The organism is Streptomyces sp. NPDC055013 (assembly GCF_053608645.1).
The window spans coordinates 165,859-178,694 of the sequence record NZ_JBSGVW010000016.1 but is presented as its reverse complement, the minus strand read 5'-3'; the positions used below and the strand labels follow the sequence as shown (position 1 = coordinate 178,694).

The 12,836-nt window shown below is 70.7% G+C and carries 9 protein-coding genes; 4 read left to right on the top strand and 5 right to left on the bottom strand.

Going from position 1 to position 12,836, the window contains the following annotated elements; all coding sequences use genetic code 11:
* Nucleotides 1-96: 96 nt before the first annotated feature.
* Nucleotides 97-2,022, bottom strand: coding sequence for an NAD-binding protein (locus ACWGDB_RS21940; RefSeq protein WP_453823927.1), 1,926 nt, complete (start codon nt 2,020-2,022; stop codon nt 97-99).
* A 182-nt stretch (nt 2,023-2,204) separates the two neighbouring features.
* Here ACWGDB_RS21940 and ACWGDB_RS21935 point away from each other — a divergent pair, with 182 nt between their 5' ends.
* The 4 genes from ACWGDB_RS21935 to ACWGDB_RS21920 all read left to right on the top strand — a co-directional run bounded on the left by ACWGDB_RS21935 (nt 2,205) and on the right by ACWGDB_RS21920 (nt 5,716).
* Complete coding sequence (locus ACWGDB_RS21935; protein WP_453823926.1) at nt 2,205-3,248, top strand: permease; 1,044 nt, start codon at nt 2,205-2,207, stop codon at nt 3,246-3,248.
* Complete coding sequence (locus ACWGDB_RS21930; RefSeq protein WP_453823925.1) at nt 3,245-4,114, top strand: TIGR03943 family putative permease subunit; 870 nt, start codon at nt 3,245-3,247, stop codon at nt 4,112-4,114. Before ACWGDB_RS21935 ends, ACWGDB_RS21930 begins: the two co-directional genes overlap by 4 nt.
* 77 nt (nt 4,115-4,191) lie before the next feature.
* Nucleotides 4,192-5,406, top strand: coding sequence for an amidohydrolase family protein (locus ACWGDB_RS21925; RefSeq protein ID WP_453823924.1), 1,215 nt, complete (start codon nt 4,192-4,194; stop codon nt 5,404-5,406).
* A 121-nt stretch (nt 5,407-5,527) separates the two neighbouring features.
* Complete coding sequence (locus tag ACWGDB_RS21920; RefSeq protein WP_383629621.1) at nt 5,528-5,716, top strand: ferredoxin; 189 nt, start codon at nt 5,528-5,530, stop codon at nt 5,714-5,716.
* Between the two features lie 6 nt (nt 5,717-5,722).
* Here the strand turns inward: ACWGDB_RS21920 and ACWGDB_RS21915 are convergent, their stop codons facing one another.
* The 4 genes from ACWGDB_RS21915 to ACWGDB_RS21900 form a co-directional block, all read right to left on the bottom strand.
* Nucleotides 5,723-6,481, bottom strand: coding sequence for a glycosyltransferase family 2 protein (locus ACWGDB_RS21915; RefSeq protein WP_453823923.1), 759 nt, complete (start codon nt 6,479-6,481; stop codon nt 5,723-5,725).
* 265 nt (nt 6,482-6,746) lie between these two features.
* Nucleotides 6,747-10,847, bottom strand: a complete 4,101-nt coding sequence (locus tag ACWGDB_RS21910) for an nSTAND1 domain-containing NTPase (RefSeq protein ID WP_453823922.1) — start codon at nt 10,845-10,847, stop codon at nt 6,747-6,749.
* Between the two features lie 701 nt (nt 10,848-11,548).
* Nucleotides 11,549-11,731: a hypothetical protein gene (locus ACWGDB_RS21905; protein WP_453823921.1), complete on the bottom strand. Its 183-nt coding sequence runs from the start codon at nt 11,729-11,731 to the stop codon at nt 11,549-11,551.
* 77 nt (nt 11,732-11,808) lie between these two features.
* Nucleotides 11,809-12,606: a GAF domain-containing protein gene (locus tag ACWGDB_RS21900; RefSeq protein WP_453823920.1), complete on the bottom strand. Its 798-nt coding sequence runs from the start codon at nt 12,604-12,606 to the stop codon at nt 11,809-11,811.
* Between the last annotated feature and the right edge of the window lie 230 nt (nt 12,607-12,836).

Below are 12,836 nucleotides of genomic sequence, written 5' to 3'. Positions count from 1 at the left end.
GGGTCTGGGGGCGGCAGCCCCCAGGGACCGGGGTGGAAGGGGCGGAGCCCCTTCAAGGACGGGAAGGGTAGGGGCGGCGGGGGCGAAAAACACCCCCTACGCCCCCGCCCGCTCCCGCGACCGCCTCCCCAACAGCTCCGCCAGCCCCCGCCGAGTAGCGGCCAGCACCACCCGGTCGTCCTTCTGCAGGACATACGCGTCGGGCAGATCCCACACCCACCCCGACACCCCACCCACCCCACCACCGTCCTCGTAGGCCTCCTCCACCGCGGGTTCCTCCCGACGCTCCTCGCGCCGCTCGTCCCGCGGCGTCCGATCCAGCGCCAACACCCGCCACGCACCGGCCCGAAAGGCCTCACCGACGGTCTTGTCCTCAAGCTGTGGATGACCCCCCACATCCACCGCAGCGAACAACAGCACCCGCCGCTCGACAGGGATCGCCCCCAGAATCTGCCGCCCCATCATCGCCCCGGCGAACGCGGGCGCGGCCAGATGCGTCACACTGCGGCTGCGCGTGGACGCATGGGGGTGCGCGGCCCGCAGGGTCCGGTACACGGCGGTGGCGAAGTCGTCGTCGTACAGACGCAGGACCACCCGCAGGTCCGGCCGCACGGAGCGGGCGTACAGCGCGGCCTCCAGATTGGTGGTGTCCGCGCTGGTCACCGCCAGCAGCGCATGGGCCCGATGGATCTTCGCGGCCTCCAGGACACCTTCCTGAGTGACGTCCCCGAGCACCACGGGCACCCGCAGCCGCCGCGCCGTGGCCATCCCGCGCGCGTCGGGGTCGGCCTCCACGCACACCACGGGGATGTGCAGTTCCCGCAGCCGGGTCAGCACCCGGGTGCCGATCTTGCCCAGGCCGAGCAGCACCACATGCCCGCCCAGGCCGCGCGGCGGTTTGCGCAGGGCGGACGCGGAGCGGAAGGTGCCGAGGGCCTCCAGTACCGCCGCCAGCAGCACCGGAAGCAGCAGCAGACCCATCAGCCCGGAGAGCAGTTGGAGGATCTGCCGGGCCAGGGACTGGTGGAGGGCGGGTTCGTTGATGGCGAAGAGGTCGAGGAGGGTCATGTACGTGGCGTACAGCGGGTGTTCCCCGGTCACCACCGTCAGCGCGACGGCCAGTGCGGCCACACAGCCCACCAGCCCGGCCAGCGACCACCGGAGCCGCCGCGAGAACAGCGAGGCGAACGACGGCACGACGCCTCGCCCCGAGGGCAGGGAGGGACCCGCGTACGACACCTGCTCGAGGACGACCGTCCCGCGGCCCGTGGCCCCCTGCACGGCCGCCGCGTCCGGCAGCAGCAGAGGCCCCTGTTCGTCGCCGTTCTCCGAACCGTCCGTGCCGGCCGGGTCGTTGTTGGTCGTGGACAGCAGGGCCAGCGTGGCCAGCCCGGCCGGGGCCGCCTGCCCCGGGCGCAGGGGCGGGCGCTCCACCGCGCGCAGGAGCAGGCCGTCGGTCTGTACGACCTTGGTGGTGCCGGCGACGGCCGTGGCGGTCAGCGCGGGGGCGGCGGTATCGGCGTCGGACAGGACGGTCGTGGAGGCGTCGAGCCCGGCGTCCCCGGTACCCGTCGCCAACGCGGCCGCCTGGTCGAGGAGTTCCTCGATGTGCTGGCCCAGCCGGCGGTTGTACAGCCGCAGGACGAGCCGGAGGCGGGGGTTGAGACGGCGGGCGGTGAGGGCGGCGCGGATGTTGGTCTCGTCGTCGTCATAGACGAGGGCGAGCGCGTCGGCCCGTTCCACGCCCGCGTCGGCGAGCGCGGCCTCCGTGGCCTCGGGGGCCTCCACCACCCGGATGCTCCCGGCCGGTTCGCTGCCGCCGCCGGCTCCGCCGCCCGCACGGTTGACGGCCGCCGTGACCGCTCCGAGCAACGCCGCCGAAGCGGCCCGGGCGCGGCCCACGACCGGTGTTCGTACCGTGCGCTCGGAGGGGGGCACGAGGAGGGTCACCTGCTCGCCGTACACCCCACGCAACTCGGCGGCCAGCCGGTGCGCGAGCCCGTCGTCGCCGCACACCACCATGTGTGCGGCCGTGTCACTCGCTAAGCCCTGATTCGGAACGCTCGCCACAAGGGAAAAGACTGCCTCAATGTGACGGGTGGTTCCAGAAGTGGCCACTCGGCGTCTGAACGCCCGCTCGCGTCCGGCCGTACTGGAGGGGAGGGAAGTCAGCGCCCTACCGCACCACCGGAGGTACCTCGCCCGTGGCGATCACCAAAGCGGCCCCGCAGCATACGGACGGCGGGACCGACGACCGCGACGGCCGCCGCACACCGAGGCCGCGGGCCGGGGACGAGGGCCGGCACCTCAACTCCTCGCTCCTGCTCACGATGCTCATGCTCGGGCTGGTGCTCCTCCAGAGCCCGATCCGCCGCGCGCTCTCCGCACCGGTCATGCAGAGCTGGACGACGGTGTTCGTCGCGGTCATGGTCCAGGCGCTGCCCTTCCTGGTGCTCGGCGTGCTGCTGTCGGCGGCGATCGCGGTGTTCGTGCCGCCGTCCTTCTTCGCCCGTGCCCTGCCCCGCCGCCCCGCCCTCGCCGTCCCGGTCGCCTCGGCGGCGGGCGCGGTGCTGCCGGGCTGCGAGTGCGCGTCCGTGCCGGTGGCCGGGGCACTGGTCCGGCGCGGCGTCACCCCGGCCGCGGCGCTGGCGTTCCTGCTGTCCGCGCCCGCGATCAACCCGATCGTGCTGACGGCGACGGCGGTCGCGTTCCCCGGCAACCCGGAGATGGTCCTCGCCCGCCTGGTCGCGAGCCTGCTGGTGGCCTGCGCGATGGGCTGGCTGTGGTTGCGCCTCGGCCGTACGGACTGGCTGAAACCGCCGTCCCGCCAGGCCTACGACGGCCAGAGCAAGGGCGAGGCCTTCTGGGGCTCCGTCCGCCACGACGTGATGCACGCCGGCGGCTTCCTGGTGGTCGGCGCGATGGCGGCGGCGACCCTCAAGGCGGTGGTCCCGGAGACGTGGCTGAGCACGGCGGCCGACAACCCGGTGCTGTCGGTCCTGGCCCTGGCGGTCCTCGCCGTGGTGCTGTCGATCTGCTCGGAGGCGGACGCGTTCGTGGCGGCGTCGCTGTCGCAGTTCTCGCTCACGGCCCGGCTGACCTTCCTCGTCGTGGGCCCGATGATCGACCTGAAGCTGTTCGCGATGCAGGCGGGCACCTTCGGCCGCGCCTTCGCCCTGCGCTTCGCACCGGCCACCTTCGTGCTGGCCGTGGTCGTGTCGGTGCTGGTGGGGACGGTGATCCTGTGAACCGTCAGGCCCAGTCGGCCGTCCTGTTCCTGCTCGGCGCGTCCCTGTTGCACGCGGCAACCACCGACCTCTATCTGCGCTACGTCAAGCAGGGCCTGCGCCCGCTGGTGCTGGTGGCCGGCGCGGTACTGGTCGCGGCGGCGGTGGCGACGGTCTGGTACGAGCGGAAGCGGGCACGGCGGCAGAAGCAGCACACCGCCAACCACGGGGACGGCAACGAGAACGCCGAGCACCCCGAGAACCCCGAGAACCCCGAGAACCCCGAGAACCCCGAGAACCCCGAGAACCCCGAGAACCATGAGAACTCCGAGAACCCCGACAGCCATGACGGCCATGACAGTCACGACGGCCACGGTCACCGCGAGCCCCGCATCTCCTGGCTCCTCGTCCTCCCCCTCCTCGCCCTGATCCTGGTGGCCCCGCCCGCCCTCGGCTCCTACAGTGCGACCCGCACCGGTACGGCCCTCCAGGAGCCCCTGGCCTACCCCGCACTCCCCGCCGCGGACCCCCTGAGGCTCAGCCTCGTCGACTACGCGGGCCGCGCCGTCTACGACCACGGCCGCACCCTGCGCCACCGCCAGGTCCAGCTCACCGGCTTCCTGGCCCTGGACCGCGACGGCACCCCCTACCTCGTGCGGATGGCCCTCAACTGCTGTGCCGCCGACGCCCAGCCGGTCAAGGTCGCCCTGACCGGCGAGGTGCCACCGGTCCTCCAGCCGGACACCTGGCTCCGCGTCACCGGCACCTACGTCCCGCGCCGTGCCGAGGACCCGGTCAACGGCGGCCCGATCCCGTTCATCGAGGTCACGGCGGCGAAGCCGGTGGCGGCGCCGACGGACCCGTACGACGAGAGCTGGAACAGCTGACGAGTGCACTCTCTTGCCGGTCCCCAGGACGCCCCCTACGCTGAATCTGATGGGTCGTCAGATTCGGGAGGCAAGGCGTGGCCAGTACCGAGAGCGGCACCAAAGACCTGCCCAAAGTCATCAGCGTGGACGATCATGTGATCGAGCCCGCGCACCTCTTCGAGACCTGGCTCCCGGCCAAGTACCGGGACCGGGGCCCGAAGCCCCTCACCGCCGGAATCGGCGAACTCGAATACGTCGGCGGGAAGTACCGGTTCACCACCGACCCGGAAGGCCAGCTCACCGACTGGTGGGAGTACGAGGGCGGGCTGTTCCCGTACAAGCGCATCATCGCGGCCGTCGGCTTCTCCCGGGACGAGATGACGCTCGACGGGATCACCCGTGAGCAGATGCGGCGTGGCTGCTGGGACCCCAAGGCCCGGCTGGCGGACATGGACATCAACCATGTCGAGGCCTCGCTCTGCTTCCCTACCTTCCCGCGCTTCTGCGGCCAGACCTTCGCCGAGGCCAAGGACAAGGAGGTCGGGCTGGCCTGCGTGCGCGCCTACAACGACTGGATGGTCGAGGAGTGGTGCGGCGACAGCGGCGGCCGGCTGATCCCGCTGTGCCTGATCCCGCTGTGGGACATCGACCTCGCGGTCGCGGAGATCCATCGCAACGCGGCCCGTGGGGTGCGCGCGGTGACGTTCAGCGAGATCCCGACGTATCTCGGGCTGCCGTCCATCCACTCCGGCTACTGGGACCCGTTCTTCGCGGCCTGCGAGGAGACCGGCACGGTCGTCAACATGCACATCGGGTCCTCGTCGCAGATGCCGGCCGCCTCCCCCGACGCCCCGCCCGCCGTCCAGGCCTCGCTGAGCTTCAACAACGCCATGGCGTCGATGATGGACTTCCTCTTCTCCGGGGTCCTCGTGAAGTTCCCGCGGCTGAAACTGGCGTACAGCGAGGGCCAGATGGGCTGGATCCCGTACGCCCTGGAACGCGCGGACGACGTCTGGGAGGAGCACCGGGCCTGGGGCGGCGTGAAGGACCTGATCCCGGAGCCGCCGTCGACGTACTACTACCGCCAGATCTTCTGCTGCTTCTTCCGTGACAAGCACGGCATCGAGGCGATCGAGACGGTCGGCGTCGACAACGCGACCTTCGAGACGGACTACCCGCACGTCGACTCGACCTGGCCGGAGACGAAGCGGGTGGCGGCCGAGCATGTCGGCGGGCTCTCCGACGAGGTGGCGTACAAGCTGCTGCGCGGAAACGCGATCCGGATGCTCGAACTCCCCTTTGATCAGTGACTGATCAGTGATGGATCAGGGGACGGTCAGGGCTGGATCAGGGCTGGATGGGTGATTAAAGGGGCGTGGTCGCTGGGCAGTTCAGTCGTGTAGGCGACGACGGTCCGCGACGGGAGCACGGATGAAGGTCTCGATCGACAGCAACCTCTGTTACGGCTCCGCCGAGTGCGTGCACAGGGCTCCGTCGGTCTTCGAGTTCGTGGACGAGTACGGCGTGGTGAGACCGGGACGGGAGGGCAGCGGCGACGACCCGCAGGTGCGGGAGGCCGCCGAGAAGTGCCCGTCCCAGGCCATCTCCCTCACCGGGTAGCGGCGCTCACGGACCGGTCGGGTACCGCCACCCGAACGAGCCCAACGCCCGTGCCCTGGCCTCCACCACCGCCATCCGGGCCTGCCGCTCCGCCGGGTCGACGTGGGCCGGCTGACCGGTCATCTGGCCGTCCCACTTCCGGTAGAGCAGCCCCGCCTCGGCCGAGAACCAGCCCCGGCTGACGGAGTTGAGCGCGAGCAGCAGGCCCGTGTCCTCGGACGCCGGGAGGGCCATCCAGCCGCCGAGGGCCAGCAGGAGGTCCCGGCGTACGCACAGGGTCGCGGGGTGGACCGGGGAGCGGAAGCCGTTCGCCCGCCAGAAGTCGAGTACGGCCCCCTGCTCGATCGGCCCGTCGTCCGGGTCGCTGGGGAAACCGGCCGTCGAGCCGTCCGGCAGGAGGTCCAGGACGCGGGAGGTCGTCCAGCCGACGGCAGGGTCCGCCTCGAGGACGGCCAAATCGCGGGCGAGCGTCCCCGGTGTGAGCTGGTCGTCGGCGTCCAGGATCTTGGCGTACTCGCCCTCGGTGTGCGCGAGCGCGACCGTGCGGGCCACGCCGGGGCCTCCGGGGCGGCCCTGACGGAAGGTCACCCGCGGGTCGTCGGGGACGTACGGGCGGACCTCGTCGGTCCGGCCGTCCTCCTGGATCACCCACCGCCACTCCCAGCCCGGCGGCAACTCCTGTGCGCACAGCGACTGGTGGGCCTGCGGCAGGAACTCCGCCGACGGGCCATGGACAGCGGTGACGATGATGACGCGCCGGGACACGGCGGCCCTCACCACCTTTCGGACATGCGAAGGCCCGACCGCTGGCGACGGGGGATGCACCAGCGATCGGGCTGGGGCCAACAGTAACAAGGCTGCCTGCCTCGTGGGAGTCGCCTCATCCGCTGCGATGACGCGTTGTGATCGGGATCACGGAAACCGCTGTCCGTGGCACCCCCTTCATGCCACTTGCGTTCCCGGCCCGTCACGGAGCGCACGGAGCGGGGCGGAGCAGGGGGGCGCGGGGCGTACGTCCGCACGGGCGAACCTAGTTCGCGCACGGTGGCTCGTACGACAGCCGAGGCAGGTACTCGTGCCATTTCTCCCGCGTCAGCACGCCCTGCGTGGTCGCGCAGACGCGGCTGATCGCCTGGTCGACGTCCAGGTTCCACAGCCGGACGGTATCGGTGCCGCTGGAGACGCCGAGCATGTGGCCGGTGGGGCTGAACGACAGGAAGTTGCCTGTCGTGGCGTTCGGGCTCATCGCCTGGCCGATGGCCGAGGCGTCGGACGGGCTCGCGACGTTCCACAGCCGGACCGAGTTGTCATTGCCGCCGCTGGCCATGTAGCGCCCGCCCTTGCTGAACGTCAGGGAGACGACCGCTTCGGTGTGGCCCGTCAGGGGGTCCCCGTGCGGGGTCGCCCGGCTCGGGTCGGTGACATCCCACAGCCGCACGGTGTCGTCGTCGCTGCCACTGGCGAGCGTTTGGCCGTCCGGACTGTAGGCGAGCGCGTTGACGGGCCCGCTGTGACCGGTGAGCGGTGCGCCGCGCAGGGTGGGGCGGCGCGGGGCGGTCACGTTCCACAGCCGGATCGTGGTGTCCGCGCTGCCGCTGGCGAGCGTACGGCCGTCCGGGCTGAAGGCCAGGGAGTTGACGTAGCCGGCGTGCCCCTTGATCGGTGCGCCGAGCGGCGCGACACGGGCGGGGTCGCTGACGTTCCACAGCCGGATGGTGCGGTCGTCGTAGGCGGTGGCCAGGATGCGCCCGTCGGGGCTGTAGGCCAGGCTTCGCGGGCCCGCGAAACGGGTGTGCAGGGTGAGGGGCGGCCCGGTCAGGACCGGCCGGGCCGGGTCGGTGACGTTCCACAGGTACAGCGCCCGGTGCCCGGTCCGTACGGCGAGGGTGCGGCCGTCGGGCGAGAACACCATCGAACGCTGGTAGCCGTCCGCGGGCATGAACGGTGTGCTCAGGGACACGGGCCGGCCGGGAGCAGACACGTTCCACAGCCGGATCCGCCCGTCGCGCGCGGCCGTGGCGAGGACCTTCCCGTCCGGGCGGAACGCCCCGCTGCGGCCCATCATGTCCGCCGTCGGGATGGACCACAGCCGAACCTTGCTGTCGCCGCTGCCGGTGGCGAGCGTACGGCCGTCGGGGCTGAACCCGAGCGCGTACATCTCCCCGCTGGCGCCCGCGAGCGGCTCGCCCACCTGCGAGGGGTACGCCCGGTCGCTGACGTTCCACAGGCTCGCGGTGCTGTCCGCGCTGGCGGCGGCGAGCATGTCGCCCTCGGGGTTGAAGGCCACCGACCAGATGGGGCCGGTGTGCCCGGTGAGCGGTGCGCCGAGCTGCCGGCCACGGCGGGGGTCGGCGACGTCCCACAGCCGGATCGTGTCGTCCGCGCTGCCGCTGGCGAGGGTGCGGCCGTCCGGGCTGAAGGCGACGGAGTGCACCAGGTCGGTGTGTCCGGTCAGTGTGGCGAGCACCTTCGGCCGGTCCGGTTCGGCCACGTCCCACAGCCGGATGGTGTCGTCGTCGCCCCCGGCCGCCAGCGTCTTGCCGTCCGGGCTGAACGCCACCGACCGCACGGCGGCGCCGGCCCCGGTCAGCGGCTCGCCCAGCGGCTCGGCCCGCTCCGGATCGGTGACGTCCCACAGCCGTACGGTCCGGTCCTCGCCGACGGAGGCGAGGGTACGGCCGTCCGGGCTGAAGGCGACCAGGTAGATCGTGGCGTCGTGCCCGGTCAGGGGCGCCCCGAGCGGCCGCGGCCGGCTCGGCTGCCGTACGTCCCACAGCCGGACCGTGCCGTCGTCCGAGGCACTGGCGAGGGTGTTGCCGTCCGGGCTGAAGACGGCGCTGCTCACCCAACTGGTGTGCGCGGCCAGGGGTTCGCCCAGGGGCTTGGGCCGCTTCTGGTCGGAGACGTCCCACAGCCGTACGGTCCGGTCGTAGCTGGCGGTGGCCAGGAGCCGTCCGTTCGGGCTGAAGGTGGTCAGGTAGACGGCGCCGGAGTGGCCGCGCAGGGGCGTGGCCAGCGGGGCGTTCACGATCGATATCAGCCGGCTCCTGGTGTCCTCGTCGTCCGGGCGCAGCCGGTGGGCCACCAGGTCGAGTTGAGCGGACAGCGACGGGTCGGTGTACTGGAAGCGGTCGGCCTCGGCCAGCACCTGCGCGTACACGGCGTCGTCCCGCTGCTGCCAGGCGACCACCGCCGCCCCGACGGCCACCATCACCAGCGCGACCAGCGCCGCGATCGAGCTCCGCATGATCCAGACCGTCCGCCTGCGCAGCCTCACCGAGGCGGCGAGGAACTCCACCGCACCCCGGGTCAGGAACGTGTCCCCGGCCGACCGTGCCCAACTGTGGGCCTGCTCCAGCCGGGAGCCCCGGTACAGCAGCGACGAGTCCCGCGCGGACTCCTCCCAGGCCCGGCCGTCCTCCTCCAGCCGCTGGCGCAGCAGATTGCCCTGCCGGTCCTCGTCGATCCAGTCCCGCAGCCGCGGCCAGGCATGGAGCAGCGCCTCGTGCGTGATCTCCACGGTCTCCGCGTCCAGCGTGACCAACCGGGCCCGCACCAGCGCCTCGAGCGACTCCTCCGTCTTGTTCGGGTCCGTCGACTCCTTCGCCAACTGCCGCCGCGTTCCCCGCCGCCGGGTCGTCTGCGTGTCCTCGCCGAGCCGGACCAGCCTGAGCAGCAGCAGCCGCGCGGCGGTACGCGCCGCCGGATCGAGGCCGGACCAGGCGCGCTCGGCGGTGGCCGCCACGGCCCCCTGAATCCCGCCGGCCGCCCGATACCCGGCCAGCGTCAGCCGCCCGGCCTTGCGCCGCTGCCAGGTGGCGAGCAGCGCGTGCGACAGCAGCGGCAACGCCCCCGCGTCATGCGTCCCCCGCGGTCCGTCCGCACTCACCTCCCGCACGATCAGCTCCGCAAGGCCCGGCTCCAGCTCCAGCCCCACAGCCTTGGCCGGCCCGGTCACCGCCTCCCGCAACTCCGAGGCCGTGAGCGGCCCGAGCACCATGTGCCGGTGCTGCAACGCGTCGGCCAGCTCCGGGTGCCCGAGGCACCGCTCGTAGAAGTCGGCACGGATACCGAGGACGACGAGGACGGGCGGGGGGTCGCCGGGCTCGGCGGGGGTGCAGGCGGCGTGGAGGAGTTGGACGAAGGTGCGGCGGTCCGCTTCGTCGGGGCAGAGGGTGAAGGTCTCTTCGAACTGGTCGACGATGAGGACGGGTTGGGTGGCGGGGTCGGTGGGGCTGAGAGAACTGGCGGCGGTGGTGCCGGAAGAGCGGTCCTGGTCGGCGTGGGCGCCGGCGTCCGCGGCCTCGCGCCGGGCCCAGGCGAGGACGGCGGCGCGTGTGCGGCGCCCGAAGTCGGCACGGAGCTCGTCGGCGCCGTTCTCGTCCCCGTCCTCCGTCCGATGGCCCGAGCCCTCCACCTCCGCCGACCGGACGACATCGGCAAGTTCCGGTATACGACGGGTCAGCTCGGCCAGCGGATCGGCGCCCGGCACAAGCTGCACCACCGCGCCCGCCGGACCGCTGCCACCCGCCCCGCCCAGCGCGCCGTTGCGCAGGGCAGTCACCAGACCGGCGTTCAGCAGGGAGGACTTGCCGGCCCCCGAGGCACCGACGAGCATGACGAGACCGCCGGTCTTCTCCACGGCACGGAGCTGGGCGACCAGCGCGTCGGTACTCCGCTCCCGCCCGAAGAACCAGCGGGTGTCCTGCTGCCGGTACGAGGCCAGCCCCCGATAGGGACACACCCCACCGGCCACCGCGGGCGCCTCGACCGGAGCCTGGGCATCCTCCTCTTCCCCGGAGGTCGCCCGTTCCCACAGCCGCTGCCACTGACCCAGGTCGTACAGCCCGCCGGACACGGGCGCCGGCCGCGCGCGGCGCGCCTGCGGAACCAGGACATGCAGTACGGCTGACAGCGCGGCGAATTGGGCAGGCACGTTCTTGGCCCGACGCCAGTCACTGATCCGCTGAGCGGACACCCGTACGGGACGCCCCCGCTCATCGACCCGCTGCAGCCTTACGACCGCGTCGGCCACACTCTTGAGCGGCGGATTGCCGGCCTCCTTGTAGAGCAGCGCGAGCCGTTCCGCAAAGGCTGTGCGCGCCGCCGAGTCGGAACTCAAGCCCTCCACTCCCTTACTCCGCCGCTGCTCGGCCCACCTGGTCTTCCGGACCGGAAAACTCACTTTATATGGCTGACCTGCGGCTAAGTCGGCGCCCGGAGACCGGAAGCTCCTCTCCGGCACCCTCGACTGGCAGGATCACGACGCACTTGCGCATCCATCGCGCGACGCCCAGGCAGGCCACCAGCCAAGAGCCCGGAGAGACCACTCATGGCGCCGCATGTTCTCGGACACCTTCGACACGATCCGCTTTCGCAGGAACTACGAGCCCTCGACGCCACCCCAATCCAGCTCGACCCGCACTGACCCGCCAACACGGCGCGTCTCCAAGGGTCGACACCTCCTCGCCGTTCGGCACCGGTCCCCACGAGGGGAGGGACCGGTGCCGGACGACGCGGCTGTTTGGCTGAGTCCGCTCCGGGACCCTTCAGGGAAGCTCCAGCTGAAGAGAGCCCGGGGGCAGCCACGGGCAGGACGGACGGCGCCCGGTTGTCCTTGGGATTCCCAGACCACGTATGTGGGTGCACTCGGTGCCGACCTCGTTCGGCACCACCCGAGGGTGCCCTGTGCCCAACACGTCCGGCGCGTGATGCAGGACGGATCCGCGGTCGTGGCACGACGTTGGGGCCATCGCCAGGAACGTCGTGTTGCATGCCCATGTACAAGGACGACTCGCGGCACACCGTGTGGCCCTCAGCCGCTAGGAGAGATCACGCCGTGTACCTCTTCCACCTGATGATCTTCGCGATCACGGTGAGGACCCGGCTCAGTACTTCCTCACCTGGGCTGACGGCGGCGGACTGAACCACCTTGGAGAAGTACACATCGTTGGGCACACGGCCGGCCATCCAGGCGCGTCCCGACTCGATGATCTCGACTTCGCGTTCAGGCATCATGTCCCCCCAGACAAATGCGCCAACTCCACAGCACGCTAGGGCGGTTCGGCTGCCCATGGGCCGTTTCGTTCATCTCAACTGTCCTTACCCTGACTTGGGGTAGCCTTACCGCCCTGCCTCCCGTCCGGTTGGCGTGGCACGCCTGCCCCGTTGACACGCACGCCGTTACCCATCGCGTGGGCGGTGCCCAGTAGATGTGTCAGTGCTCGCACGTATGACTCCCGCACGTGTTTTTTCGTCAGCCGTTTGGCTTCGGGAGCGTCAATTACCAAGACGCCCTGCGGTTCGTTACCTGCGTAAACGGGGGCGATGATGGCCGAACGATATGAGTCGCCGAGGTTGAAACTTAGGTTTCCATCGGTGTTCATGGTGTCTTTTACGTAGACGATCTCCTTGCCGTTCATTGCATTTACAAGATCCTCCTCCTGCTTCTTTTCGAGTTGCCGTGGTGGAGTGTCGCGGTTGTGGTAAGTCGCCAGGCGAAGACGCCTCCGTGCCTCCACGGAGAAGAAGGCCGCCCGCGCCTTCGAGCCGGCGTGCTGAGCTGCGCAGGTGGTTAGCCGATCTTGGATTCGCGCGAGCCTGCCGGTCCTCTCTTCAGGGCGCGTGACCAGGGATCCCATTTCGTCCGCCACCGCAGAGATAACCGCTTCGTTCTTGATGACGGCGTTACGGCGTTCACGCTTCCTGCTAATGCGTGCAATCCAAGGAGTTGCGATAGCGAACAAGGCGCCAAATGTGATGTATCCCACCTTTATTGCGCCCTTGGCAGCTGGCACCTGAGTTCCGCAGAAAAACGTCAAGCCGGGCGAGATGATCGGTAGGAATGCAAGTGCTATGGCTTGCAAGATAGCGAGAAGTTTTTTGAACATTACACCTTCTGCGAGATCTGTGCCCTGGGCGCAAATCAATGATCAATAGGAGGCGGCCCTGGGTCCGTAGCGCGAAAGTGAGTGTGTCGCAAACGGCGTTGCAGCAAGGTCGGTCATTGCGAAATAGGTGAAGTCCAGTTGGAGTGCGGTAGCGGGAGTGGGGCGCTCGCTGCCCTGCGCGCCCCTTTGTGCCGCCCTGTACGCCGACTCTGGGGGCGCCAGAGCGCGTC

What these genes read in the sequence shown, in the direction of transcription:
- ACWGDB_RS21940 (WP_453823927.1), bottom strand. Translation starts at nt 2,022, where the DNA reads ATGGTGGTGTGCGGCGACGACGGGCTCGCGCACCGGCTGGCCGCCGAG.
- ACWGDB_RS21920 (WP_383629621.1), top strand. Translation starts at nt 5,528, where the DNA reads ATGAAGGTCTCGATCGACAGCAACCTCTGTTACGGCTCCGCCGAGTGC.
- ACWGDB_RS21905 (WP_453823921.1), bottom strand. Translation starts at nt 11,731, where the DNA reads ATGCCTGAACGCGAAGTCGAGATCATCGAGTCGGGACGCGCCTGGATG.
- ACWGDB_RS21900 (WP_453823920.1), bottom strand. Translation starts at nt 12,606, where the DNA reads ATGTTCAAAAAACTTCTCGCTATCTTGCAAGCCATAGCACTTGCATTC.